The organism is Hymenobacter sediminis (genome assembly GCF_003231285.1).
In the GTDB taxonomy this organism is placed as follows: domain Bacteria; phylum Bacteroidota; class Bacteroidia; order Cytophagales; family Hymenobacteraceae; genus Hymenobacter; species Hymenobacter sediminis.
Map to the genome: position 1 here is coordinate 117,869 of NZ_QKNS01000005.1, position 23,239 is coordinate 141,107.

A 23,239-nucleotide genomic window follows, 5' to 3' on the forward strand; every position below is an offset into this window, starting at 1 on the left:
TACAATACAAGCTTCTTACTTCAGGTTTGCCTTCAAGAGGTTGACTGGGGTAGGAAGCTTTTGCTATTACCCCTGCTGATACTATTGTTACTACCCCCTTCTAATCCTCCAAAGGCACCTTCCGTATTAAGATCAACAGCCTGAACTTGGCTGCGGCAAATGGCATGTTGTAAGGGACAGCAAGCCTGATGCGGAGCTTATGCTTTAAAACAAAAAGGCCGCTGCTTCCGAGAAGCAGCGGCCTTTTTGTTAGCAAAAGGACCTTACATGTTACCGTTGGAGGTAGCCATAGAAGAGTGCTGCTTGAACATAGCCAAGTGAGCTTGTACTACAGGCGTCGTTTTGGTAATGAAGCCCTGCAAGTCAGCGTCCTGCGTCATCTTCTGATGAGCCACCATGGTGTTTACCGTTTTCTGGTGGTCCAGCAGCATCTGATTCATGTACTGGGTTTCAAACTCCTTGCCCGACAGGTTTTTCATCTGCGCGGCAATAGCTTTGTGTTCCGCATCCATGTCGGTAGGCAGCGTCACGCCCTTCTTCTGGGCAATCGGCTTCAAGTCAGCTGTTGACTTGGTATGGTCGGTAATCATTTTGTTGGCGTGGTCTTTCACCATGCCGGTTACGCCTTTTTCCAGCGCCATTTTGCTGAGCTGAATCTCGTTCTGGTCGCTGTGTGCGGCCGACATCATAAATTCTGGGTCAGTAGAATGCGGAGCCGTGGGGCCATCGGTGGCCATGCCTGTGGAGGCGGAATCCGAGGAAGGCATAGTGGAGGCAGAAGCCATGGCCGTATCGGCAGAGGAAGCAGAAGATTCAGCGCCGGCCGTGCTTTCAGTGCTAGCCGACTCGTTGCCGGAGTTGCCGCAGGCGCCCAGGCCCAGCAGGCCCAAGCAGGCAACTGATAACAGAATGCGTTTCATAGGAGAATTGGTGAGAGTGAAGAGAGGTGAAAATCTACCGGGCGGTTTGCCAGCGGATTACGGGTTGGTGCCCGTCGAGTCAGTAGCGGCGGCCGAGTCGGCGTTGGCCGTTACGGTTGGGCCGGCATCGTTGTCAATTACGACAGCATCGGCCTGTACACCGCCGTCCTGAGCTGCTTTGTCCATGTCGCTTACGGCTTCGCCGGCAGTGCCATCCGTGCGCTTTTCGGCGTCGCCGCAGCTGGCCAGCAGTAGCCCAGTAGCCAGGGTCAGGAAAGGAAGAATTCGGGTTTTCATGAGTAGTGGAAAGAATGGAAAGAATAGGGTCGGAAATCTTAGGGCTTTAACTGGTCTTCCAGTGTTTCACCAGCAGTGTGCAGCTCTTTTAAAATCGGTAGTTGGCGTGCTGCCATGGCCCTGATGTCGCCGTCGTAGGCATCATCCGTCATATCATCGTTGGCGTCTACTTCGGCCGCAGTAACGGAGCTGAGTAGCTGGGCATATTGCTGGTCGAAGGCGGCGCCATTACGAGCAGTCAGCTCACCAACCTGCTTGGCTTGGTCTTCGCCCAGGCCAGAGGGTAGCACTCGGTTTTTTTGCTGAGCTAGGGTTTGCCACTCGCGGAGGTGAGGTGTAAGCTGTGCTACTGTGTTCTGGGCCACAGACCGCACGTTGGGCGAACTGGCTTTGCGCTGGGCAATCTGACTGATTTCCAGAAGCTCCATTTTGCGGCTGGCCGTTTCTACCAGAAACTCTGCGTCCTGCAGCTGCCGCTTGGTAATTGCTTCCTCGCCCACGCGTTTTTCATTCTGAAATTTAGCGCTGAAGAGGGGGTCCTTATTGCTTTCCCCAGAGGAGCAGGCTGCCGTTGATAAGGCCAAAAGCAGCATATATAAGCGGGAGGAAAGCATCATAAAGTCAGTAGGTTGGCAAAGGCCAAAAGGTTTGCATGGCTATACGCGCGCCGCCCGTTCAGGTTGGGATTCCACTTTTGGAATAGTTTCCTTCGCAGTTAAACTTCAGGTGTGACCAAGGCCCCTGGTTCACGCGCACCTACGGCGCTGCTACCCGCACTATTTTGAATGACGAGTACAGCTTAACCGGTTGGACTACCGGCACCAACCCAGAGACATAAGCTACATAGCCACCATGCAGAGGCGGCTGAAAAAGCTTGCTCCCCGCACTGCCGTGTCGGGTGCCGTGCAACCAGACTATTGGGAGGAAAGCGTGCAGCTGAATCACGACTCCACCAGCATTCAGGTCTGCGACAACGTAGCCCCTCTACCATCAACGGAGATACCCGTGCGATTCGGCTAGGGTATGGTTTTAAACTGCTGATTAGCAGAATAAAAGAGTGTGTAAGCGGCTTGTCACAAATAGGGCAGAGTTGTCCTTGCCGGTGGGGGTAGGAAGGCTGCTTCTTGTGAAAGCACTTCCACCTTTATCCCCTTCCTTTATGAAGCATGCTCGTTTGGCCCAAGCGCTTTTTGCCCTAGGAACCTTCATCCTTGGTAGCTGTTCGGTTACGCCCGAGCCAGCGGCTCCTCTCACTGCCAAACACTCGGCCAATAACGCGCCGCCCTACTGCCCCGACGGCGACTGTCCATCCGGCGGTGGGGGCGGAGGAGGGGGCGGTGGCACCACGCCTACTTGTGTGGCGCCTACTAGCACCATAAAATCTCGTATTACCCGAGAGGCCAACTTATATGCCCGCAGCCGTGGCTGGATACCTACCGCCGTTATTGTTGGTATTGAAGGCTGCGACGGTATTTATCCGTTTAGCCTAGAGTTCACCACTCAAAGCGGCGTCAACAGCTGGGTTGGTGGCCGGTATAATGCTGCCAGCAACACCATCGACGTGGATTACATCAATCTGTAATTTCTGATCAGGTAACCATGAAAGGGGGGTAGGCTGAATTTTCAGCCTACCCCCCTTTTATTTATGATGTGTGATATGGTGCGTTTTTGGAGCGCCTACCCCAGAGTGTGAGCCAGAATGGCTTCCGCCAGCAGCAGATCTTCGGGCGTGGTAATTTTCAGATTCCGATAATCCCCCGCTACCAAGTGAATAGGGTGCAGGTCTTCTACCACGCTGGCGTCGTCAGTGAAGGTAGGCAGCTCTGGCAGCTGATACGCACGGCGCAACAGCCCAATTTCAAAGCACTGCGGCGTTTGCACCAGCCGCAGCCGTGACCGGTCTAGGGCGTAAGAACCCTGTTGATTCAGGCCCCGCACCGAGTCTTTAGGTACTACCGCGGCAATGGCTGCGCCGTGTGTTTGGGCTGCCAGATAGGTGGCCTCTATCACGCTGGCGGGCGTGAGCGGACGTACGCCATCATGCACGGCCACTACCCCCTCGGGGCTGTTCAGACTTGCCAGGCCGTTGCGCACTGAGGCCCAGCGGGTAGCTCCGCCTGCCACAACGGTATGCAGCAGCGTAATAGCGTACTCTGCGCACAACTGCTGCCAGGTTTCAAACTGATCGGGGGGTAGCACGAGCACGCACTGTTGCACGCCCAATGCCGGGTCAGTGAAGCGGCGCAGGGTATGCAGCAGCACTGGCTCACCGGCCAGGGACAGGAACTGCTTAGGGCGGTCGGCGCCCATACGGGTGCCGCTGCCTCCTGCTACCAGAATAGCAAATCGGGGTGCGGACGAAGCAGACAGAGGGGTATCAGCAGAAGTCATACTAAGAGCGAGGGCCTAAAAAAAGCCCCGTCACCGCAAGGTAACAGGGCCTTCTTTATTCAGGGCCGAACTTTTGAGTTACGGCTACAGAATCAGCATGGCGTCGCCGTAGCTGAAGAACTTATATTTCTCTTTGATGGCCGTCTGATACGCTTCAATCAGCAGCTCGTGGCCGGCAAAAGCCGAGGCCATCATCATTAGCGTGCTTTCCGGGGTGTGGAAGTTGGTGAGCAGCGCGTTCGAGATTTTGAAATCGTAGGGAGGGAAAATGAACTTGTCAGTCCAGCCTTCCGTGGGCTTCAGACGGGAGTGAGCTGATACCGACGATTCCATGGCGCGCATGGAGGTAGTGCCCACCGCACACACCCGCTTCTTGGCATCCAAAGCCCGGTTCACTACTACCGCTGAATCAGCAGGGACAATGAAGTTCTCGGAGTCCATTTTGTGCTTGGTCAGGTCTTCTACGTCAACCGGGCGGAAGGTGCCCAGGCCCACGTGCAGCGTTACCGGCACTACATCGACCCCTTTAATTTCCAGACGCTTCATTACCTCGCGGGTGAAGTGCAAGCCGGCCGAAGGGGCGGCCACGGCTCCAGTGTGTTTGGCGTAAATGGTCTGGTAGCGCTCCTTATCGGCAGCTTCCGTTTCACGCGAAATAAATTCCTTCGGAATCGGGGTTTCGCCCAAATCGTGCAGCGCCTTGTAAAACTCCTCGTCGGAGCCATCGAACAGGAACTTGATAGTACGGCCGCGCGAGGTGGTGTTGTCGATAACCTCAGCTACCATATCCGACTCGCCGAAGTACAGCTTGTTGCCTACCCGGATTTTGCGGGCGGGATCCACAAGCACATCCCACAGGTGAATTTCCTTGTTCAGCTCGCGGAGCAGGAATACCTCAATCTGAGCGCCGGTTTTCTCCTTGTTACCGTAGAGGCGGGCCGGAAATACTTTGGTATCGTTGACCACGAACACGTCGCCGTCATTGAAGTACTCAATAATATCCTTGAACACGCGGTGCTCAATCTTGCCACTGTCGCGGTGCAGCACCATCAGGCGCGACTCGTCGCGGTTTTTGGCGGGGTGCTGTGCCAGCAGGCTTTCGGGCAAGTCAAATTTGAACTCAGACAGTTTCATGGGCCGGACAGGGCAATAGGAGGGGAACCTAATAAAAAAATCGAACCGCAAAAGTACGGACTCGCGTCGAATAAATCGTTACTTTTCGTCCGAAATCTGCTTATTGCCCTTGCTACGCCCTTCGCCGAATACCCTACCTGCATGAAAGCGCTGCGTTTAACCTTGGAGAGTTTCCGCTTTGCGTGGCAAGCCCTGAAATCCAACCTTCTGCGCACCATTCTTTCCTTGTTGGGAGTAACGGTCGGTATCTTCGCCATCATTGCCGTATTCACCGTCGTTGATTCCTTAGAGGCCAACGTACGCCAGAGTATGAGCTTTGTGGGCGACAAGGTGATTTACGTGATGAAGATGCCCTGGACTTTCGACCAGCCCGACTACCCCTGGTGGAAGTACTTCGGGCGGCCGGTGCCCACGGTGCGCGAGTACAACGCCCTGCGTAAGAGCCTAAGCGACAATAACCGGGGGGTAGCGGTGTTTGCCACTGCCGGCGGCAATACGCTGCGGGCCGGCAATAACAGCATGGAAAGCATTGCCCTGCAGGGCGTGAGCTACGACTTCCGCAACGTTTCGGACCTACCCATTGCCGAGGGCCGCTATTTCACCCAGCGCGAGGTAGAGTCGGCACGAAACGTGGCTATTATTGGGGCTGATATAGCTTCCAACTTATTCCCGAACAGCACGGCCGTAGGGCGCGAGTTCAAAGCGAAAGGCCAGCGCTTCACAGTAATTGGGGTAGTGCAGAAAGAAGGCAAAAAGCTGATTGACACGCCCAGCAACGACAATAACGTGGTAATTCCCTTCGGGGCCTTTACCAAAATATTCACCTTGAGTACCGGCAACGGCTTCGGCATTACGCCTACCATTGCTGTGAAGGGCAAGGAGGAAGACGAAGGGCTTTTGGATCTGGAGTCGGAAATGCGGGGGCTAATGCGCAACATCCGCAGCCTGCGCCCCCGCGAGGAAGACAACTTTGCCCTGAACCGCCCCGAAATGTTTGCCAATATCATCGGGAAGCTGTTCTCGGTGATTGGGGTAGCAGGTGCGGTCATCGGCTCTTTTGCCATGCTGGTAGGCGGCTTCGGCATCGCCAACATCATGTTTGTGTCGGTAAAGGAGCGCACTAATATCATCGGGATTCAGAAGTCCTTGGGCGCCAAAAACTACTTTGTGCTGTTTCAGTTTCTGTTCGAAGCCGTATTCCTGTGCCTGCTAGGCGGAGCGGCCGGTATTTTCTTGGTGTGGCTGATCACACTAATCCCACAAGAAACCCTACCCTTGCTCTTGTCCTGGAGCAATATCTCATTGGGACTGATTGTGTCGGTGGTGATTGGGGTGTTGGCCGGTATTATCCCGGCGGTGCTAGCCGCCAATCTGGACCCAGTTATTGCCATCCGAGCTAAATAGCCTGCGGTTCAATCGGCTAGGCTTACTGCGGGCTGATGCATCTGTCTTTGCTCCAAAAAGGTAGCGTAATGTTAACAAATTGTTAACTTGCCAGCCACTACCTTGGGTCGCCCTTCCTTCCGTGGGGCGGCTTTCTTTTTGCCCTTTTCTTAATTTTTTTACCCGGGCCCGGATTCATTCCCACCTTGGTCGGCAGCCTACGGCCCAGCCGGCTCTCCGCGCCCATTTTTAGCGTAGCTTATTATGTCGAAGCTCAAAAAAACCAGCCGGACCAAAGCGGCCGATCAGGTTCTGAATGCCGGTAGCGGCCAAACCATCGTCCAGCCCAACGTCAACGACAATAAGGTTAAGACCATCAGTGATATCCGCGAGCAAACGCACGGCGAGCGGACCGTGCAGCTCGACGATGAGCAGCGCATCCGCAAAGCCTTCGTAGACAAGGACTGGAACGAAATCAAGATTGCCGACTCCTGGCAGATCTTCAAGGTAATGGCGGAGTTTGTAGAGGGCTTCGAGAAAATGACCAAGATTGGGCCTTGCGTGTCCATCTTTGGCTCGGCCCGCACCAAGCCCGATAATCCTTACTACCAGATGGCCGAGGAAATTGCGGCCAAGCTGGTGCGCCACGGCTACGGCGTGATTACCGGCGGCGGCCCCGGCATCATGGAGGCCGGCAACAAAGGCGCTCATAAAGAAGGCGGTAAGTCGGTGGGCCTGAACATTGAGCTGCCCTTCGAGCAGTTCCACAACGCCTACATCGACCCCGACAAGGTGATTAACTTCGACTACTTCTTTGTGCGGAAGGTAATGTTCGTGAAATACGCCCAGGGCTTCATTGGCATGCCGGGCGGTTTCGGCACCTTGGATGAGCTGTTTGAAGCTATTACCCTTATCCAGACCAAGAAAATCGGCCGCTTCCCCATTGTATTGGTGGGCACGCGCTACTGGCAGGGCATGTTCGACTGGATTCAGCAGGTAATGCTGGAAGACGAGCACAACATTTCGCCCGAGGACATGAACCTGGTGCAGCTGGTTGATGACGCTGAGTCGGCGGTGAAAATCATTGATGATTTCTACAGCAAATACCTGCTCTCGCCCAACTTCTAATCACGGATTCAGACAGGTTTTTTGGACTGTACGGATGCGGATGACGTCTGCTCCGGCAGCCAGAGCTCCTGCTAAGCCACTGATGAAGGCCGCTCCTCCGGGAAGCGGCCTTTTTCATGTTCCTTTGTTTACTAGTTGCGGCTCTGTTCCCCGCACACTTATTCCCTGCTGCCGTGGTGCCCGAGAAACCTGTTTCACTACCTGAGTACGATTACCTGATTGTGGGTGGTGGCGCGGCGGGCTTAAGCCTAGCCTACCACATCAGCCAGGAGCCGCGGCTAGCCTCTAAGCGGGTGCTGCTGCTGGAACCGGAGGCAAAGAACCAAAACGACCGCACCTGGTCGTTCTGGACGGATGAGCCTATGCTCTTTGATGGGATTGTAGCGCACGAGTGGCAGCAACTGGCCTTTCGGAGCCCCCAGTTCGAGCGGGTGTTTTCGCTGCAGCGCCATCGGTATAAGATGATTCGGGGGCTGGATTTTTATCAGTTCGTGCACGCAGCCTTGGCGAACAACCCGCAGTTTACCCGGGTAGCTGCCCCCGTCGCTACCCTCGAAAACCTGCCAGCGGGCGGGGTGCGCGCCACCACCACAACCGGGGAGCAGTTCACCGGACACTATGCCTTCGATAGCCGCCCGCCGGAACTGCGGGAGTTGCAGCAACCCCACAAACACCGCTACCTGCTACAGCACTTTGTAGGCTGGGAAGTGGAAACGAACCACGACGTATTTGATCCTACGACGCAGGAGTTTATGGACTTTCGGGGGGAGCAGCACCAGGAGCCCCGCTTCATGTATGTGCTACCCTTCAGTAAGCGCCGAGCCCTGGTAGAATACACACTCTTTTCGGGGCAGGTGTTGCCAAAGGCTGAATACGAAACCGAAATCCGGCGCTACCTGCGGGAGCAGCTGGGGGTAAACGCGTTTCAGATAACGGCCGAGGAAGTAGGAGCTATTCCGATGACGGACCACCCTCTGCCCTCGCGCAACGGGCCAGGAATCATTCACTTGGGCGTTAGAGCCGGGCGGGCCAAGCCCAGCACCGGCTATGCCTTTAAGCGCATTCAGGTCCACTCGGCGCGGCTCGTAGAAGGTTTGGCAGCTACCGGTCACCCTCCCCGGAACCTTAACGGCGACAGGTGGCAGTTCCGGCTGTTTGATACCCTGCTGCTGGATATTATGCAGCGCCGTGGCGAAATCACGCGCGACATCTTCGCCGACATGTTTCGGAAAAACCCGGTGGAGCGCATCTTTGATTTTCTGGACGAGCGCACCACCTGGGTGGAAAACTTTCAGATCATGAACTCCGTGACTCCGTGGCCCTTCTTGCGCTCCATCTGGCATGTGCTACGCGGCCGGCCAGGAAAGCGGGAAGAAGCTGAATAAGTAAGCGAATTATTTCATCACCGCCTTCTCGCTAGGCTTTCTTCGCTTTCCAGGTATTCACGGGCGGCCCGAACGGTAGCGTAGGTTAGAGGCTCCAGGACAGGGGTAGGGGCAGAGAGGTTAAGTAGAAAACCAGGCAGCCCCGCCAGATTGTCGAGGTCGTGGGTGATGCAGAGGATGGTTTTCTGCTGCTCCGTGACCCAGGAGTGCAGCAGGTCGAAGACGCGACGACGGTAGTACACGTCAAGCTGCTGGGTAGGCTCATCGAGGAGGTAAAGGCGGGCATCCTGCAGGCTCAGCTGGGCCAGCCACACCAACTGCTGCTCTCCGCCCGACAGCACCGTAAAATCCTGGTCAGCTAGGTGCGCAGCACCTACGTGTACCAGAGCTGCATCAGCCAGAGCATAGTCTGAAGCTGTGTAAGCGCCCAGGAAACAGTGGTGGCGGAAACGACCCATGACCACCAACTCGCGCACCGGAATAGAAAACTCCACGCTACCCCGCTGGGGTAGGTGAGCCAGCAGGCCACTGGCCGCTGGCCGGGGCACGGTACGTAGCTCTTGGCCCAGTACCTGCACCGAGCCTTGGTAGGGTATCTGACCCGTTAGGGCCCGGAAGAGGGTGGTTTTGCCGCAACCGTTGTGCCCTACAATGGCCACAAAGGCTGGCTCCGGCACCGTAAAACGCAAATTGCGGAGCAGGACGCGCTGTCCATACCCCGCAATCAGGTTGTCAATCGTTAGAACTGAAATGTCAGACATGAAAACCTAGACCTTTTTCATAGAGGATTCAACCACTAGAAAGCAAAAACGTGGTCTGAGTTCTAAGCCCTGACAGTCCAAGGTCTACTAGTACTCGTCTTCGTTGAACATGAAGTCCTCCTTGGTCGGGTAGTCCGGCCATACTTCTTCAATGTTCTCGTAAGGCTGACCGTCGTCTTCCAGAGCCTGCAGGTTTTCTACTACCTCCATCGGGGCGCCTGAGCGGATAGAGTAATCGATGAGCTCATCCTTGGTGGCAGGCCAGGGGGCATCTTCCAGATACGAAGCAAGTTCCAGAGTCCAGTACATAGTCGTGTGTGCTACTAAAAAAAGTGGTCGAAAGGTAAAGGTCCATCAGCAAAAATCTGGCCGGTGGCTCAGGCATGACACCTTTACCGACCCAGGGTTGCATTTTGCTGACGACAACGTAAAATACACGGGAAAGTTGGGCTAACTCGTAATGCGCTGCTGAAACATAGCAATCAGCTCATTCTTGGTCCGGATTTTCCGCTCGAACGCCCGGATTTTGCCCTGTAGCATGGTGCGGAAGGCCTCATTGCCCGGCGAGTCGTTGAGCTTGCCCAGGTTTTCTTCCAGCACTTCCTGCTCCTGCTTGTCAAATTTGATGAAGTCGCGCAGGGCCTGAATGCGCAGGTTGGCTTGGTCGCGGGGCGAGGAGGCATCGGGGCCGGCGGGCTGGCGCTTGCGGATGTAGTGCTCCAGGGCACTCATTTCGAACACTTTGTCGCAGGCCAGAATAAACTGCTCCCATACCCTGTCGGATTCTTCGCCGCGCACGGGGCCTACCTTTTTCCAGGCCGCCTGCAGTTCCTTGGCGCGGGCCACGGCCTGCGACATAGGCTGATTCAGCAGGGCCTGCGCTTCGGCCACCAGGGCGCGCTTGCGGCTGAGGTTGTCCTCGCCCCCGCCTGCTGCAGCCGGTTCGTTGCGCTTGCTTTCAATGTGCACCTTCAGGCGCTCAAAGAAGTGGTTGTGCGCCGCCCGGAACCGCGTCCAGAGGTCGTTGGCCTGCTTGCGGGGTAGGGTGCCGTCAATTTCCTTCCACTCCTGCTGCAGCTGCTTGAGCTTGCGGGTAGTGTCCTCGAACTCGGTGGAGTTCTGTAGGGCTTCGGATTTGTGAATCAGTTCTTTGTACCGGTCATATACCCGGTTGGTCATGGCCTTCTTCTCGGCCAGGAACTCCTTCTTACGGGCGAAGAAAGCATCCACAGCAGCCTGAAAGCGGGTTTCCAGCTCGTCGGTGAGGTGCTTCTCCACGGGGCCGGTCTTGATCCAGCCTTGGCGCAGGTCTTTCAGCTTCTCGCTACCCCCCTGCCAGTCAATGGTGTCGTGCAGGGATTCCGCTTCCTGAATCAGGCTGATTTTAGTGGCCAGGTTCTTCTCACGGTTGCGGTTAATGGTAACCTTAATGGATTCTTCGGCCTCCGTCAGGCGGCGGTGCAGGCTCTCGAAGTCGCCGAGAGCATCGTAGGAGGCTACCTGTTCCTTCAGGTGCAGGGCCTTCATCAGGAAGGAGCCTTTGTTGTCCGACTCCTCAATCTTCTGGAGTAGGTCTTCTACCTTAGTGCGAAAGAGATTAAAGCGTTGGGCGAAATAAATCAGGGAAGCATCAGCGGATTCCTTCACCTGCCCAACCTGGCGGGCGGGCAGATCCAATAAGGGGCGAAGCCACACCTGGTCGCCCTCGATGTAGCCATAACGGCGGGCTTCGGCCAGCAAGTGGTCTTGTTGTTCCATAATCAGATAGCGGGGGAGCGAATAGGTGGAGAGGTCGGGAGTTGAGGCCAAAAAGCTGTACAAGTTTACAAGTTGTCGGGTAATTCCGCCGCCTGGCCCTGGCTGCGGAATGTTTGCGCGAGCTGCCTACCTTTGGCATTCCGGCTGCCAACGCAGAGGTTAACGGCTGGAGCTGGGGTAGTAGCTACTCGCGGGAGAAGCTACGAACGGACAGCGAGTGTGGTTATTACGCGTGAAATGTAGAAGGCAGCTAGGCCCTTGCCGGACTGGGCTGCCGATACGGCCCGCTGCCGTATTGCTGCGCAAAATAGAAACCTCCGCTGAACTAGCAAGCTACCCCGCCATGGCCCTACGGCTCAATTAACCTCTTTACCTCAGTACGTAAGGGCTTCGGCCCACTTGATTCCGCACTTTCCTAACTCCACTATGAGCGACCAACCCACCATTATTTTCTCCATGGCGGGGGTAAGCAAGATCTTCCCTCCCCAGAAGCAGGTTCTTAAAAACATCTACCTCTCGTTTTTCTACGGGGCCAAAATCGGCGTACTCGGCCTTAACGGCTCGGGTAAGTCTTCCTTGCTCAAGATTATTGCCGGGGTAGACAAGCAGATTCAGGGCGACGTGGTATGGTCGCCGGGCTACTCAGTGGGCTATCTGGAGCAGGAGCCTCAACTTGACCCGACCAAAACAGTACTGGAAGTAGTGCAAGAAGGCACCGCCGAAACCGTGGCTCTGCTGAAGGAATTCGATGAGATCAACGAGGCTTTCGGGGCCGAGGACGCCGACTTCGACAAGCTGCTGGAGCGCCAGGGTACCGTGCAGGAGCGCCTCGACCAGCTCGACGCCTGGAACCTCGACAGCAAGCTGGAGCGCGCCATGGACGCCCTGCGCACGCCCCCGGCCGATGCCATCATCGGCAACCTCTCGGGCGGGGAAAAGCGCCGCGTGGCCCTGTGCCGCCTACTCCTGCAAGAGCCCGACGTGCTGCTGCTGGACGAACCGACCAACCACCTGGATGCCGAGAGCGTGCTGTGGCTGGAGCAGCACCTGCAGCAGTACAAAGGCACCGTAATTGCCGTAACCCACGACCGGTACTTCCTCGATAACGTGGCTGGCTGGATTCTGGAGCTGGACCGCGGCGAGGGTATTCCGTGGAAGGGCAACTACAGCAGCTGGCTGGAGCAGAAAGCTTCGCGCCTGGCCCAGGAAGAGAAAACCGAGAGCAAGCGCCAGAAAACGCTGCAGCGCGAGCTGGAGTGGGTGCGTATGGCCCCGAAAGCCCGCCAGGCCAAGAGCAAGGCCCGCCTCGCCGGCTACGACAAGCTAGTAAACGAGGACTCCCGCGAGAAAGAGCAGAAGCTGGAGCTGTTCATTCCGGACGGTCCGCGCCTGGGCGCCCAGGTAATTGAGGCTGAGGGGCTAACCAAAGCCTTCGGCGACAAGCTGCTGTTCGAGAACCTCTCGTTCAACTTGCCCCAGGGCGGTATTGTGGGCATCATCGGCCCGAACGGCGCCGGTAAAACCACCCTTTTCCGCCTCATCACCGACCAGGTGCAGCCCGATGCCGGTACATTCGTGGTGGGCCCCACGGTGCAAACCGCCTACGTGGACCAGCAGCACGATACCCTGGACCCCAACAAGTCGGTATTCGAGACTATTTCGGGCGGCACGGAAACCATGCTGCTGGCCGGCCGGCAGGTGAACTCCCGCGCCTACGTGAGCAACTTCAACTTTCGCGGCGGCGACCAGGAAAAGAAAGTTGGCAGCCTGTCGGGTGGGGAGCGGAACCGCGTGCACCTGGCTACTACCCTCAAGCAGGGCGCCAACCTGCTACTGCTCGACGAGCCCACCAACGACCTGGACGTGAATGCCATCCGGGCCCTGGAAGACGCCCTGGAGAACTTCGCCGGGTGCGCCGTTATCATCAGCCACGACCGGTGGTTCCTCGACCGCCTCGCTACCCACATCCTGGCCTTCGAGGGCGACTCGCAGGTAGTGTGGTTTGAAGGCAACTTCTCCGACTACGAAGAAGCCAAGCGCAAGCGCCTCGGCGACGTGGAGCCCAAGCGGGTTCGGTACCGGAGCCTAGGGTAGCATTTGACAAAAAGCGTTGCCTTTTAGCACAGAAAATCCCCACTTGGTTGCAGGTGGGGATTTTTTTGATGCTTATTGCTTCCGCTTACGTCTTATAATTAAGCAGAGAATCTGCTGCTAGGTCAATCGTGCCAAAATCCATACCTGATATCTACTTACACCGCTTTACCCACTTGCGGGTGGCGCGCAGCCGCCAGCACGGCGAGGCCCCGTACAAGCCTGCTCTGCTACTGGCTGTGCTCGATGGCATTGAAGACGGCAGCATTCGGGACAACCGCATTTATATTACTCCGGAACTGCTGGCCGCCTTCCGCAGCCTCTGCCACGACCTGAGCACCTCAGCGCTATTTCGGGCCAACGACTTTTCCCTACCCTTTTACCACCTCACCGGCGACGGATTCTGGCACCTGCGCACCCTGCCCGGTATGGAGATGGTGCTGACGGCTTCACGCTCCGTGAAAAGCCTGCGGAGTCTGCGCGAAACCGTGGAGTATGCTACCCTTGATGCCGCTCTGTGGGCGCTGCTGCAGGAGCCAGTGGCCCGCGAGGAGCTGCGCCAGGCCCTGCTGCGCCGCTACTTCCCGCAGACGCGCTTCCGGTACCAGCCCCGCGCTGGCACCGAGGCCGTGCAGCAGCTCCGGCGGCAGATGCTGGAGGAGCCCGCCGCCACCTACGCACCCCTAGCCGCCGCTACCGATGAGCTGGATGCAGCCGTGCGGAGCGGACTGTTTAAGCGCGTGGTGCTGGAAGCCTACGACCATACCTGCGCCATATCAGGCCTGAAGCTGGTCAGCACGAACACGGCGGCGCTTAATCCGCTGCTGGATGCCTGCCACATTGTGCCCTGGGCCCTTACCCACGACGATACCATCGGCAACGGCTTGGCGCTGTGCCCCAACCTGCACCGGGCCTTTGATCGGCACCTCTTTTGGATAGATGAGCAGTATACTGTGCGGTGCAGCACGGGCTTTGCCGAAGCTGCCGGGGCCGCCTACGGTATCCTACAGTTTGAAGGCCAGTGCCTACAGTTGCCCACGGAACGGGCATGGTGGCCACGGCTGGAAAATCTGCGCGCGAAGCGGGAGGTTTGCTGAGGTAGAAGGGGGTAGTGAATTTTGTTGGTAACGCCCAAATAGAACGTCATGTCGAGCTAGTCGAGACATCTTGCGTGCTGATGTTGTGATAGTAGCTCAACGTCAGCACGCAAGATGTCTCGACTAGCTCGACATGACGTTCTATTTAAGGTCAGTAAGTCCTCTTACACCAGCGCCTGCCCCAATAAAGCGTGGGCCTTTTTGGAACCTACCCGGTGCAGCACGGTAATCTCGCCGCCTTTCACGGAGTTGTAGGAGCCGAAAAAGTGCTCTATTTCGTGGAGCATTTCCCGGGAGAGGTCCGTGATTTCGTGCAGGCCTTTGTGCTGGCGCGAGTTGGCAGCTACGGCCAGCAGCCGGTCGTTGCGGACGCGGGAGCCGTCATCCTCCAGCTGTTCAATTTCCAGGGCCCCAATGAGGCGGGCTTCTACCACACAGCCGGCAAAAGTGGGCGCATCCAGCAGCAAGAGCACATCGAGCGGGTCGCCGTCTTCAGCTTTGGTTGAAGGGATAAAGCCAAAGTCGTAGGGGAAACTGTGGCCCTCGGGCAGCACGCCTTTCAGCATGAACACGCCCAGGTCGGGCTCGTAGGCCACTTTATTTCGTTCGCCCTTGGGCGTTTCTACTACTACGTGCACATGGGTGCGGGAGTGGGCCGCGTGGGCCGGCAACTTATCGAGGGGAGTGGGCATGAGCGGAGTGCAAGGTTCATCCTGCTTACGGCCCGGGGGAGGGGTAGCGTTATAGTCGGGGTTAAGGAAGCAGAGGCCCGGGACCACGCTGTTAGGCTCCTGATAAGCTGCTGGCATCGGTGGCGCGGCTCATTAGGAGCAGTTGAGTTACGCATCTTCGGGAAGCACTTCGGCCTGAAAACCGGCTTCCTGCAGCAGGCTAATCAGGCCAACTGGATGCACTAGACCGGCACTGTTTTCTACCCGCAGAATTCGGTCGCAGTCTTCCAGGTCGAAGTTGGCCCGGTAGTGCCGGAAGGTTTTATGAATCCGAGTCAGCAGACGTTGGGCATGCCGCCGGGCAGTCACATTGGTTTTAAAAACTTCTACCATAGCAAAGGCAGGCTGGTTAGGAGGAAGTTAAAAAAGAAGTGAGCAAGGCTGCGGCCATAGCTCCTGAGTTAGATCCCCCGGATAGCTTTGGGGGCGGGCCGATACGTGAGCAGAAGCACTCCCGAAGCCGTAGCCGTGCTGGCTACCAGTTGCAGCGTGGTCGCAGCGTCGCCGTCGGTAAACAGCTTCTGGCCGCTGCCCAGCACCAGCGGGTGTACCATGAGCCGATACTCATCAATGAGGTCGTGGGCTAGCAGCGTACGAACCAGCTCACCGCTGCCGTACACCAAGAGCTGCTGGCCTGGTTGCTGCTTCAGCTCCGACACGGCGGTAGGAACATCGCCCTGCAGCAGGGTGGCATTCCACTCCAGCGTATTCAAGGTAGTGGAGGCTACATACTTGGGTAGCGCGTTCATACGGTCAGCAAAGCCCTGCTCATCCTGCATGGTGGGCCAAGCGGTGGCAAAGCCCTGGTACGTGACGCGGCCCAGCAGCAGCGCGTCGCTGGCAAAAAGCAAGGCATGCTGCGCCTGCGCTACTTCCTCATCAAAATAAGGGGTTGTCCAGGCCGGGTTTTCCATAACGCCATCCAGCGTCAGGTACATGGCCACCACTACTTTTCTCATGGCTCTAGCAAATAACAGGGGGTAGGAAAAACCAGCAAATCAGGCAATGCTGGGCGTAGCTGGGGCTGCATCGGTAGCTTCTGCCCGCCGGCGGTTAAGCTGGTAGGAAGCCGCAATCAGCAGGAAGCCAATTGTCATGGGCAGCCACACGCTGGCCGGTTCGCCCACCGAAATCAGCGAGTACATAGCCCCGCTTAAGTCGAATACGAAGCCGGCGTAGGCCCACTCCCGCAGGCGCGGAAAGCCCGGCACCAGAATGGCCGCTACCCCCAGCAGCTTGGCAATACCAAGAAAGGGAAGCAAATACACCGGATAGCCCAGGTGGCGGAAGGCTTCCACGGACGCGGCGTCTACCATCACGTTCGAAATGCCCGACATCAGCATCAGGGCGGCCAGCAGGCCGGTAGAAATCCAGTAGAATATGTTAGTCTTTTTCATAGCGGTGGCGCTTCGCGCGGGTTTAGTGGGGTAGTAGGGGTAGTAGCGTCAGGACTGAGCTGGCTTGTCGTAGTTCACCATCCAGTCAATGCCGAACCGATCGGTGAACATGCCAAAAAGGGCGCCCCAGAAGGTATCGGCCAGGGGCATGGTCACGGTGCCGCCCTCTGAGAGGACCGTAAAGTAGCGCGTAATTTCCTCCTCACTTTTGCAGTCGAGGGACAAGGACACCATGTTGCCTTTCGTGATTTTCTGCATGCCCGCATCGGAGGCCATTAGGGTAAATCGGTCGGTGCTGAGCACGGAATGAAGCACGCCGTTTTGGGCTTCGGGGGCTACGTGCTCGGCGGCTGGCGTGCCCGCGAAGTGTTGCACCATCAGTTCGCCGCCCAGGCATTGCTGATAAAAAGTCATGGCTTCCTGACAGGTACCATCGAAACAGAGGTAGGGAGTGAGCATGGGCATGTTCATATACAGATGAAATGAAAGTGGAAAAGATGGCAGAGGAACAGGGCTTTAAGCTGAGCTAACATGAGTAGTATTAATGCCCGCTTTTTTGTTACTTGGTGCCAACAAAATTAGTATTAGTGCGTTGGTATATAGCGGGGCAATTCCGACTAATTCGGGGTTAATTGCGACATCGTATCACGAAAGCGTTACGCCATGAAACACATATCCATTCTGGTGCCCAAGGGCGCTATTCTGGGGAGCATTGAGGGTCCCCGACTGGTGTTTTCGGAAGTGAATGCCCTGCTACAGCGTATGGGCAAGCCGGCGTTGTTTGCCATTCAGCTGGTAGGCCTCGACCACGCCACTGCGGTGTGCGGCGGCCGCTACACCGTAGCCCCCGATGCGCTCCTGCCAGAGGTTACTAACACTGACTTAGTGATTATCCCGGCCGTGGATGGCGACTTGGCGCAGGCGCTGGAAAACAATCAGGCGTTTCTGCCCTGGATAGTAAAGCAGTACCGAGAAGGGGCCGAGGTAGCCAGCCTGTGTGTGGGAGCTTTCCTGCTGGCCGCTACGGGCCTGATAACCGGCCGTCAGTGCACCACCCATTGGGCCGCTGCCCCCGATTTCCGCCGTATGTTTCCGGAGGTAGAGCTGCTGGAGGACCGGGTTATCACGGACGAGCACGGCATTTACTCCAGCGGAGGCGCTTTTTCCTACCTCAACTTGGTGCTCTATCTCATTGAGAAGTACGTGAACCGGGAAATGGCTGTGTTCTGTGCCAAAGTATTCCAGATTGATATGGAACGGGTCAGTCAGTCGGCCTTTGTGGTGTTCAATGGTCAGAAAGAACACGAAGACGAACCCATCAAAAAGGCCCAGACCTACATTGAAACCAACTACCGCGAAAAAATAACCGTGGACCAGTTGGCGTCTATGCTGGCCCTGGGGCGTCGCAACCTGGAGCGCCGGTTCAAGAAAGCTACCTCCAACTCGGTGGTCGAGTACATTCAGCGGGTGAAGATGGAGGTGGCCAAAAGCAGCTTGGAGTCCTCGCGCGAGAACGTAACGGAGGTAATGTACAACGTGGGCTACACCGACCCCAAAGCTTTCCGCCTCACCTTTAAGCGCATTACGGGCCTGTCGCCGAAGCAGTACCGGAGCAAGTACCAGCGCGAGGCAGCCGTTCCCGCGTAAGCCATCGGGGGTGCTGCTTAGCCTGCCAGCTTATGAAGCCCATAGGTCCGCATACAAAAGCCTCCGTACGATGCGTACGGAGGCTTTGGCGTTATCGGTTGTGGTAGGGGGTAGGCGTTAGCTCGCGTTATTTGCGTCGTCTATTTTGCCGCCATCGTTGGCCGAGCTGGGCACGGCGTTGCCGGTGCCGTAGCTGGTTTGGTCCTTGGTGTTGTGCTGGGTATGATGCTTGCCCTGGTTGTCGTCGCCCCCGCCGGTGTTGTTGGATTCGGCATTGGGCTCGTCGCCGCGGTGGCTGCTGCCTTTAGCGTCGCGGGTGGTGGCGCCGCCATCGTTGCCGTGGTTGCCCCCATGCCGACCGCTGGTATCGTTGGGCTTGTCGGTGGTTTGGGTAGCGGCGCCTTGCTGCTGGCCGCCTACCCCGTGGGCGTTTTCGGGGCGGGGCGTATCGGTGCCATCGTTGGCGGCCTGGGCCTGGGTGCGGTTATGCTCGTTCTGGCTCATGGGGTAGGAGGCGTGAGGGTGATGATAAGTGAGGTAATGCTTAAGCTATACGGCTTGTCTTACAGGTAGTTGGATGCCTCTAGTTGCCGAAGCGGCAGAACCTCTTGCGTATAGTTCAGCTACATCCCGCGTATTTTCTCCTGTAGCTTAGCATAGCACCGAAAAGAAAAAAGCCGCCCGGAGGCGGCTTTAAAAGTTATAAGGGGGTAGGGCGAGGTATTGCGTAGACCTGCTTCTGGAGGCTATTACCGTTCTACTGACCCAAACGCACAATTTGGCCAGCCCGCTTACCTGTGCGCTTGATGCGCGTGCCCTCCGCCAATTCCAGCTCTACTATCGGGCTTTCACAAGTGGTCAGCGTAACATCGCGCTCTACGTAGCCCGCGGCGGCAATGTGTATCACCTGGCCCCGGTACACGGGCTCCTCAATAATATAGCGGCCTTCGGAATTGGTGATGACGGGAAATCGGCTACCATCTACCAGCACGGTAGCCCCGGTGAGAGGCTTGCCAGCAGCCGTGAGAACCTGCCCGACAAATTTGCCGGAGCACGCCAGTCGTGCAGGAGCAGTAGCAGCGGCTGGTGCAGCCATAGCAATGCGCTCAGACGAGGGACGGGTAGCCGGCCGGGAACTCTGGGCGTTCGTAGCAAAAGGCAGCGCGAACAAAGCGGAAATTGAAGCAAGTAGTAAGGAACGACGCATAAGGCAGAAGCAGCAAGGGTGGGATATTACAACGTGCAGCCTTTAACGCTATAAACCGAATATAGTTAAATGAGAGTTGGATTAATGCAAAATATTGCATGCCACAGCAAGGCTTCTTTCGGAAGTAATCTAAGCTTGGTAATTAGCCTGGCAATTCTGCGGCTCGTCAATTGAGCTTATGCGTTAACCTTTTCATCGGGCAGAAGACGCTATTGGCTGGTAATGAAGGCCTATTGGCCTAGTAGGCCAGCGAGGGCACAAAGGGCCGCCTTACCTTTGACTTAGTAATTAACCAGCGCGCGTAGGGTTTATGGAAAGGAAGGCTCGTACCGCGAAGTGTTGACCGCCGGCAAAAGGAGTAGGGTGGATGAATGACATTTGCCGGTCAATGCGACGGAAAAAGCCACTGCTTCAGGCAGTGGCTTTTTTATTTCCAGCTAATCAGCTGTAAGCAAGCTTTGCCCGGAACCAGAAGAATGTCTTGTGTCGATATAAAGCAAATATGCAATGCATGACATACATGTGTGTCAATTAATATAATTAGATAAAAAGTGACACAAAATGTAGCGGTTACCGTTGCAGGACTATGGCTTCTGGTACTCCTTCTCTCCTGCTGCAAACGCTGCGCACCCGCTATGGCTTATCGCAAGCGCAATTAGCGGAATATCTTTCGGTTTCCCGCGCTCAAGTATCCATGGCGGAGCAGGGCAAACGCACGCTCACGGCCGCTGCGTGGGCCAAACTGCAGCCGCTTACCGACCTTTTGAGCTCTCCTACTCCCAGCCCGGCGGCTGTCACTACTAACCTAGACAGCGCCAGCCGCGAGGCCTTACAGCACCGCTTGCGGGAGTGTAGTCGGCAGGCAGCTCAGCTTCGGCAGGAGCTGGCACAGCTGCGGGCGCAGGCAGCCCAGCACCAAGCCGTTGTGCTGGAACTCCTACCCCTGCTTTCGCCTCAAACCCTGGCAACTGAGGCTACCACCGACCAGGCTTGGCTGAAAGCACGAGAAACCGAAGCAACAGAAGAACTGAAACGCAGCGACCCGGCCGCCCAAATCTTGCTGGAGCTGCGCATCGAGGCCCTGGAATATGAGGCGGGCCAGGCAGCCCTGCGCCTGGCCCGCGCCACCGACTTGCCCATGTAGTGGCTTTGCCGCGCCTTGGTGGGGTAGGGGCTACCGAAGGGCTCTCTAATTTGCTTCCGCTTCGGACTGAAATCTGTCAGGACAGAGGCAGAAGCAGGGGATGTAATTTGCCCGGAGCGGTCTTGTAATTTTAGTGCGCACTGAACCGTTGTTAGCACTTCTACCCTCTCTTATTCGCATCACATGCAGATTCATCCCCTTATCGAAACGCCCGGTATTGTTATTGGCTATGATTCGGATAATCAGTGGCTGTACGTGGACTGGCAGGGCGAGCATGACCAAGATTCGTCGCAGGCGGCCTGCCTGCTCATGCTGGATGCGCTGCGAAACCGGCCCTGCCACAAAATCCTGAACGATAATTCCAACATTACTCGCACTACGGTGCAACTAAGCCTGTGGGGCGCGTGGTGGCTAGAGGAAATGATGCGCGCCGGGCTGCAGTACATTGCCTGGGTTTTCCCACGCAACTTTGAGGCCCGTCAGGCTACCGAAGCTACGCTACTGGCCATTCAGCGCCCAGTGGTGAGCACCTTCGACGATGTAGCCTCGGCCTACCTCTGGCTGCAGCGGCAAGCTGTTCGCTAGAAAGAGGGCCGACAGGTTAGGGCTATTGCGCGCCCTTTACTCGCATCGGGAGGGTGTACACGCCTTCGGAAGCAGTAATAAACAACGTGCGCCGATCAGGCCCCGCAAAACAGACGTTGCCGGTCCACTCTTCCGGAATAGGAATGTGCTCAATCTGCTGCCCGGCGGGGTTGTACACCAGTACCCCTTTGCCTGTGAGGTACACGTTACCTTCGCTGTCCAGGGTCATGCCATCGGAGCCCTGGGCCACAAACAGTTGGCGGTCGGTTAGCTCACCCTGCGGACCAATTTGGTAGCGGTAAGTTTTATTGGCCTCAATGTCGGCTACGTACAAGGTTTTGCCATCGGGAGTACCAATGATACCGTTAGGCTTCTGTAGCTGATCATCCACCACCACGGGTTGCTGCTGGCCCTTTGGGAGGTAGTACAGCTTCTGGCCGCCCAGCCCCGGATCGGGGGCGGTGCGGGTCCAGTAGTCGCGCTGGTAGTAGGGGTCCGTGAAGTAGATACCTTCTGTGGCCGGGTGAATCCAGAGGTCGTTGGGGCCATTGAGGCGGTGACCCTGCACATCGCGCAGCAGCACTGTGGCCTTGCCCCGCGGGCTGATGGACCAAAGCTGATTTTCCTCGTCGGCGCAGGCCAGCAGATTGCCTTTCTTATCGAAGTACATGCCGTTGGCACGCCCGGCTTTCTCCAGAAAAACCGACAGCTTGCCATCGGTGCTGTACTTCCAGATTTTATTGTTGGGCTGATCGGTGAAGAACACGTTCCCTGCCTTGTCTACGGCTGGGCCTTCTGTGAACTTAAACTGCCGGGCTACCAGTTTGGGCGTGGTGCCTGGAGCGCTAACGGCACCACGCAATGCACCTTGCGAATGGGCAGGCCGAGGGAACAGCAGAAAAGCGGTGGCGCCAGCGGTGCCAAGCAGCGCCAGATACAGAATGGAACGGTACTTCATGCCAGACAAAGAATAAAGACAAACCAGAGAAGCAAACGAAAGCAAAACGAGCTACCCCTCTGGTACGTGGTAATAGTACGGAATGGCCATCAGACAGCTGCACAGTAGCACATAAAGCCCCTGCGGGAGAGTGAACGTGGGGTAGCCATGGCTTGCGTTTAGCCCGTAGTAGTGCTATTCCTGCTTCCTGTGTGCCTGCTTATTCCGCTTTCTAACCTGCTTATCCCGTGCGTACTACTCCTGTTCCTGCTACTCCCGCTGAGCCGCCTTCTTCCAAAGTAGCCATTGTGGCGGCGCTGGGGGCTAATCTGGCCATTGCCATCATCAAGTTTGTGGCGGCGGCCTTCACGGGCAGCTCCGCCATGGTAGCCGAGGGCATTCACTCGGTGGTAGATACGGCCAATGAGTGGTTGCTGCTGCTAGGGCTGCGCCAGAGCCAGCGACCAGCGTCAGAAAAGCGGCCCTTCGGCTATGGTAAGGAGCTATATTTCTGGTCGTTTATAGTCTCCATCTGCATCTTCGCCATTGGAGGCGGCATTTCCATGTACGAAGGCATTGAGCACCTGCGCCACCCGGTGCCGCCCGGCGAGCCCACCTGGAACTACGTGGTATTAGGAGTGGCATTTCTCTTCGATGGGGCCTCGTTTCTGGTGGCCCGGCGCACGTTCAACGCCCACCGAGGGCAGCGCCGGTTCTGGGCCGCGTTCCGGGGTAGCAAAGACCCTTCAGTTTTTGTGGTGCTCTTCGAGGATGCCGCCGATTTGCTGGGGCTACTGGTGGCCTTCCTGGGGGTGTTTCTGGGGCATCAGCTGCAGAACCCTTACCTCGATGGGGTAGCCTCCCTGCTGATTGGGGTGATTTTGGTGATAGTGGCCGGCCTGCTGCTGCGCGAAAACAAAAGCCTACTGCTGGGTGAGCCCGCCGAAGCGGCGCTACTGGAGCAGGTAACTCAGTTGGTGCAGGCTGATGCGGCGGTAGTGAGCACGGCCACGCCGCTCTCATCCTACCTCAGCCCGCATGATATTTTGCTGGTGCTGCGCGTAGAGTTTCAGCCCCAGCTACCTGCTATAGAGCTAAGCCAAGCCATTGAACGTCTGCAAGCAGCTGTTCAGGCCCAATACACCGACATTCAGCACTTATTCATAGAACCCATGACCCCGTCGCACCCAGAGCAGGCCCAGCCCGTAACTGCGGTTTAGGCAGCTTCAGGGGGTAGAGGGAGTGG

Annotated in this window: 26 protein-coding genes; 10 read left to right on the plus strand and 16 right to left on the minus strand. The window is 56.9% G+C overall.

Annotation, left to right across the window (positions count from 1 at the left end):
* Positions 1-263: 263 nt before the first annotated feature.
* From DNI29_RS14390 to DNI29_RS14400, 3 genes are read right to left on the minus strand one after another with little or no spacing between them, the layout of a single operon-like run.
* A complete protein-coding gene (locus DNI29_RS14390; protein WP_110978826.1) occupies positions 264-920 on the minus strand; it encodes a DUF4142 domain-containing protein in 657 nt (218 codons plus the stop codon).
* A gap of 57 nt (positions 921-977) precedes the next feature.
* Complete coding sequence (locus tag DNI29_RS14395; RefSeq protein WP_110978827.1) at positions 978-1,217, minus strand: hypothetical protein; 240 nt, start codon at positions 1,215-1,217, stop codon at positions 978-980.
* Positions 1,218-1,255: 38 nt separating this feature from the next.
* Positions 1,256-1,834 (minus strand): DUF4142 domain-containing protein, encoded by a 579-nt coding sequence (locus tag DNI29_RS14400; protein WP_110978828.1) that lies wholly within the window; start codon positions 1,832-1,834, stop codon positions 1,256-1,258.
* A gap of 542 nt (positions 1,835-2,376) precedes the next feature.
* Between DNI29_RS14400 and DNI29_RS24170 the strand changes: the two genes are divergently transcribed.
* On the plus strand, positions 2,377-2,799 hold the full coding sequence (locus DNI29_RS24170; RefSeq protein WP_123823259.1) for a hypothetical protein: 423 nt from the start codon (positions 2,377-2,379) through the stop codon (positions 2,797-2,799).
* Between the two features lie 95 nt (positions 2,800-2,894).
* On the opposite strand, the gene DNI29_RS14410 is transcribed toward DNI29_RS24170, so the two are convergent.
* Complete coding sequence (locus DNI29_RS14410; protein ID WP_110978830.1) at positions 2,895-3,608, minus strand: 2-C-methyl-D-erythritol 4-phosphate cytidylyltransferase; 714 nt, start codon at positions 3,606-3,608, stop codon at positions 2,895-2,897.
* A gap of 84 nt (positions 3,609-3,692) precedes the next feature.
* Positions 3,693-4,742, minus strand: a complete 1,050-nt coding sequence (gene queA / locus DNI29_RS14415; RefSeq protein WP_110978831.1) for a tRNA preQ1(34) S-adenosylmethionine ribosyltransferase-isomerase QueA — start codon at positions 4,740-4,742, stop codon at positions 3,693-3,695.
* Positions 4,743-4,883: 141 nt separating this feature from the next.
* Here queA and DNI29_RS14420 point away from each other — a divergent pair, with 141 nt between their 5' ends.
* From DNI29_RS14420 to DNI29_RS14430, 3 genes are all read left to right on the plus strand, one after another.
* Complete coding sequence (locus tag DNI29_RS14420; protein WP_110978832.1) at positions 4,884-6,146, plus strand: ABC transporter permease; 1,263 nt, start codon at positions 4,884-4,886, stop codon at positions 6,144-6,146.
* 243 nt (positions 6,147-6,389) lie between these two features.
* A complete protein-coding gene (locus DNI29_RS14425; protein ID WP_110978833.1) occupies positions 6,390-7,253 on the plus strand; it encodes an LOG family protein in 864 nt (287 codons plus the stop codon).
* A gap of 176 nt (positions 7,254-7,429) precedes the next feature.
* Positions 7,430-8,638, plus strand: a complete 1,209-nt coding sequence (locus DNI29_RS14430; RefSeq protein ID WP_162303619.1) for a lycopene cyclase family protein — start codon at positions 7,430-7,432, stop codon at positions 8,636-8,638.
* A 17-nt stretch (positions 8,639-8,655) separates the two neighbouring features.
* On the opposite strand, the gene DNI29_RS14435 is transcribed toward DNI29_RS14430, so the two are convergent.
* The 3 genes from DNI29_RS14435 to DNI29_RS14445 form a co-directional block, all read right to left on the minus strand.
* Positions 8,656-9,399 (minus strand): ABC transporter ATP-binding protein, encoded by a 744-nt coding sequence (locus DNI29_RS14435; RefSeq protein WP_238388099.1) that lies wholly within the window; start codon positions 9,397-9,399, stop codon positions 8,656-8,658.
* Between the two features lie 87 nt (positions 9,400-9,486).
* On the minus strand, positions 9,487-9,708 hold the full coding sequence (locus DNI29_RS14440) for a DUF2795 domain-containing protein (protein ID WP_019948259.1): 222 nt from the start codon (positions 9,706-9,708) through the stop codon (positions 9,487-9,489).
* 141 nt (positions 9,709-9,849) lie between these two features.
* A complete protein-coding gene (locus DNI29_RS14445) occupies positions 9,850-11,157 on the minus strand; it encodes a DUF349 domain-containing protein (RefSeq protein WP_110979103.1) in 1,308 nt (435 codons plus the stop codon).
* 426 nt (positions 11,158-11,583) lie between these two features.
* Here DNI29_RS14445 and ettA point away from each other — a divergent pair, with 426 nt between their 5' ends.
* Together ettA and DNI29_RS14455 are read left to right on the plus strand one after the other, a co-directional pair.
* Positions 11,584-13,251, plus strand: coding sequence for an energy-dependent translational throttle protein EttA (ettA, locus tag DNI29_RS14450; protein WP_110978835.1), 1,668 nt, complete (start codon positions 11,584-11,586; stop codon positions 13,249-13,251).
* Positions 13,252-13,379: 128 nt separating this feature from the next.
* The gene (locus DNI29_RS14455; RefSeq protein ID WP_123823260.1) at positions 13,380-14,345 is read left to right on the plus strand and encodes an HNH endonuclease; all 966 of its coding nucleotides are present in this window, start codon (positions 13,380-13,382) and stop codon (positions 14,343-14,345) included.
* A gap of 164 nt (positions 14,346-14,509) precedes the next feature.
* On the opposite strand, the gene DNI29_RS14460 is transcribed toward DNI29_RS14455, so the two are convergent.
* The 5 genes from DNI29_RS14460 to DNI29_RS14480 form a co-directional block, all read right to left on the minus strand.
* Positions 14,510-15,037, minus strand: coding sequence for an inorganic diphosphatase (locus DNI29_RS14460; protein ID WP_110979104.1), 528 nt, complete (start codon positions 15,035-15,037; stop codon positions 14,510-14,512).
* Between the two features lie 147 nt (positions 15,038-15,184).
* Complete coding sequence (locus tag DNI29_RS14465) at positions 15,185-15,409, minus strand: hypothetical protein (protein WP_110978837.1); 225 nt, start codon at positions 15,407-15,409, stop codon at positions 15,185-15,187.
* Positions 15,410-15,477: 68 nt separating this feature from the next.
* Positions 15,478-16,035 carry a dihydrofolate reductase family protein gene (locus tag DNI29_RS14470; protein ID WP_110978838.1) on the minus strand — a complete coding sequence of 186 codons (558 nt, stop codon included), beginning with the start codon at positions 16,033-16,035 and terminating at the stop codon, positions 15,478-15,480.
* Positions 16,036-16,074: 39 nt separating this feature from the next.
* A complete protein-coding gene (locus tag DNI29_RS14475) occupies positions 16,075-16,473 on the minus strand; it encodes a DoxX family protein (protein ID WP_110978839.1) in 399 nt (132 codons plus the stop codon).
* Positions 16,474-16,521: 48 nt separating this feature from the next.
* Complete coding sequence (locus tag DNI29_RS14480) at positions 16,522-16,944, minus strand: VOC family protein (RefSeq protein WP_202910469.1); 423 nt, start codon at positions 16,942-16,944, stop codon at positions 16,522-16,524.
* Positions 16,945-17,136: 192 nt separating this feature from the next.
* On the opposite strand from DNI29_RS14480, the gene DNI29_RS14485 reads away from it, so the two are divergent.
* Positions 17,137-18,120, plus strand: a complete 984-nt coding sequence (locus tag DNI29_RS14485; RefSeq protein WP_110978840.1) for a GlxA family transcriptional regulator — start codon at positions 17,137-17,139, stop codon at positions 18,118-18,120.
* A gap of 117 nt (positions 18,121-18,237) precedes the next feature.
* Here the strand turns inward: DNI29_RS14485 and DNI29_RS14490 are convergent, their stop codons facing one another.
* Both DNI29_RS14490 and DNI29_RS14495 read right to left on the minus strand, forming a co-directional pair.
* Positions 18,238-18,624 carry a hypothetical protein gene (locus DNI29_RS14490; RefSeq protein ID WP_110978841.1) on the minus strand — a complete coding sequence of 129 codons (387 nt, stop codon included), beginning with the start codon at positions 18,622-18,624 and terminating at the stop codon, positions 18,238-18,240.
* A 253-nt stretch (positions 18,625-18,877) separates the two neighbouring features.
* Complete coding sequence (locus DNI29_RS14495) at positions 18,878-19,327, minus strand: carboxypeptidase-like regulatory domain-containing protein (RefSeq protein WP_110978842.1); 450 nt, start codon at positions 19,325-19,327, stop codon at positions 18,878-18,880.
* 586 nt (positions 19,328-19,913) lie between these two features.
* On the opposite strand from DNI29_RS14495, the gene DNI29_RS14500 reads away from it, so the two are divergent.
* Positions 19,914-20,471, plus strand: coding sequence for a helix-turn-helix domain-containing protein (locus DNI29_RS14500; RefSeq protein WP_110978843.1), 558 nt, complete (start codon positions 19,914-19,916; stop codon positions 20,469-20,471).
* Positions 20,472-20,654: 183 nt separating this feature from the next.
* The gene (locus tag DNI29_RS14505; RefSeq protein WP_110978844.1) at positions 20,655-21,056 is read left to right on the plus strand and encodes a hypothetical protein; all 402 of its coding nucleotides are present in this window, start codon (positions 20,655-20,657) and stop codon (positions 21,054-21,056) included.
* Between the two features lie 22 nt (positions 21,057-21,078).
* Here the strand turns inward: DNI29_RS14505 and DNI29_RS14510 are convergent, their stop codons facing one another.
* Positions 21,079-22,014 carry an SMP-30/gluconolactonase/LRE family protein gene (locus tag DNI29_RS14510; protein ID WP_110978845.1) on the minus strand — a complete coding sequence of 312 codons (936 nt, stop codon included), beginning with the start codon at positions 22,012-22,014 and terminating at the stop codon, positions 21,079-21,081.
* A 227-nt stretch (positions 22,015-22,241) separates the two neighbouring features.
* Between DNI29_RS14510 and DNI29_RS14515 the strand changes: the two genes are divergently transcribed.
* Positions 22,242-23,213: a cation diffusion facilitator family transporter gene (locus tag DNI29_RS14515; protein ID WP_110978846.1), complete on the plus strand. Its 972-nt coding sequence runs from the start codon at positions 22,242-22,244 to the stop codon at positions 23,211-23,213.
* Positions 23,214-23,239: the final 26 nt, after the last annotated feature.

Bases quoted from the DNA above. Each gene is read 5' to 3' on its own strand.
- queA (WP_110978831.1), bottom strand. From the start codon at position 4,742: ATGAAACTGTCTGAGTTCAAATTTGACTTGCCCGAAAGCCTGCTGGCA.
- DNI29_RS14400 (WP_110978828.1), bottom strand. From the start codon at position 1,834: ATGATGCTTTCCTCCCGCTTATATATGCTGCTTTTGGCCTTATCAACG.
- DNI29_RS14420 (WP_110978832.1), top strand. From the start codon at position 4,884: ATGAAAGCGCTGCGTTTAACCTTGGAGAGTTTCCGCTTTGCGTGGCAA.
- DNI29_RS14475 (WP_110978839.1), bottom strand. From the start codon at position 16,473: ATGAAAAAGACTAACATATTCTACTGGATTTCTACCGGCCTGCTGGCC.
- DNI29_RS14390 (WP_110978826.1), bottom strand. From the start codon at position 920: ATGAAACGCATTCTGTTATCAGTTGCCTGCTTGGGCCTGCTGGGCCTG.
- DNI29_RS14495 (WP_110978842.1), bottom strand. From the start codon at position 19,327: ATGCGTCGTTCCTTACTACTTGCTTCAATTTCCGCTTTGTTCGCGCTG.
- DNI29_RS14510 (WP_110978845.1), bottom strand. From the start codon at position 22,014: ATGAAGTACCGTTCCATTCTGTATCTGGCGCTGCTTGGCACCGCTGGC.
- ettA (WP_110978835.1), top strand. From the start codon at position 11,584: ATGAGCGACCAACCCACCATTATTTTCTCCATGGCGGGGGTAAGCAAG.
- DNI29_RS14490 (WP_110978841.1), bottom strand. From the start codon at position 18,624: ATGAGCCAGAACGAGCATAACCGCACCCAGGCCCAGGCCGCCAACGAT.
- DNI29_RS14500 (WP_110978843.1), top strand. From the start codon at position 19,914: ATGGCTTCTGGTACTCCTTCTCTCCTGCTGCAAACGCTGCGCACCCGC.
- DNI29_RS14445 (WP_110979103.1), bottom strand. From the start codon at position 11,157: ATGGAACAACAAGACCACTTGCTGGCCGAAGCCCGCCGTTATGGCTAC.
- DNI29_RS14470 (WP_110978838.1), bottom strand. From the start codon at position 16,035: ATGAGAAAAGTAGTGGTGGCCATGTACCTGACGCTGGATGGCGTTATG.
- DNI29_RS14435 (WP_238388099.1), bottom strand. From the start codon at position 9,399: ATGTCTGACATTTCAGTTCTAACGATTGACAACCTGATTGCGGGGTAT.
- DNI29_RS14465 (WP_110978837.1), bottom strand. From the start codon at position 15,409: ATGGTAGAAGTTTTTAAAACCAATGTGACTGCCCGGCGGCATGCCCAA.
- DNI29_RS24170 (WP_123823259.1), top strand. From the start codon at position 2,377: ATGAAGCATGCTCGTTTGGCCCAAGCGCTTTTTGCCCTAGGAACCTTC.
- DNI29_RS14425 (WP_110978833.1), top strand. From the start codon at position 6,390: ATGTCGAAGCTCAAAAAAACCAGCCGGACCAAAGCGGCCGATCAGGTT.
- DNI29_RS14395 (WP_110978827.1), bottom strand. From the start codon at position 1,217: ATGAAAACCCGAATTCTTCCTTTCCTGACCCTGGCTACTGGGCTACTG.
- DNI29_RS14440 (WP_019948259.1), bottom strand. From the start codon at position 9,708: ATGTACTGGACTCTGGAACTTGCTTCGTATCTGGAAGATGCCCCCTGG.
- DNI29_RS14410 (WP_110978830.1), bottom strand. From the start codon at position 3,608: ATGACTTCTGCTGATACCCCTCTGTCTGCTTCGTCCGCACCCCGATTT.
- DNI29_RS14480 (WP_202910469.1), bottom strand. From the start codon at position 16,944: ATGAACATGCCCATGCTCACTCCCTACCTCTGTTTCGATGGTACCTGT.
- DNI29_RS14505 (WP_110978844.1), top strand. From the start codon at position 20,655: ATGCAGATTCATCCCCTTATCGAAACGCCCGGTATTGTTATTGGCTAT.
- DNI29_RS14460 (WP_110979104.1), bottom strand. From the start codon at position 15,037: ATGCCCACTCCCCTCGATAAGTTGCCGGCCCACGCGGCCCACTCCCGC.
- DNI29_RS14485 (WP_110978840.1), top strand. From the start codon at position 17,137: ATGAAACACATATCCATTCTGGTGCCCAAGGGCGCTATTCTGGGGAGC.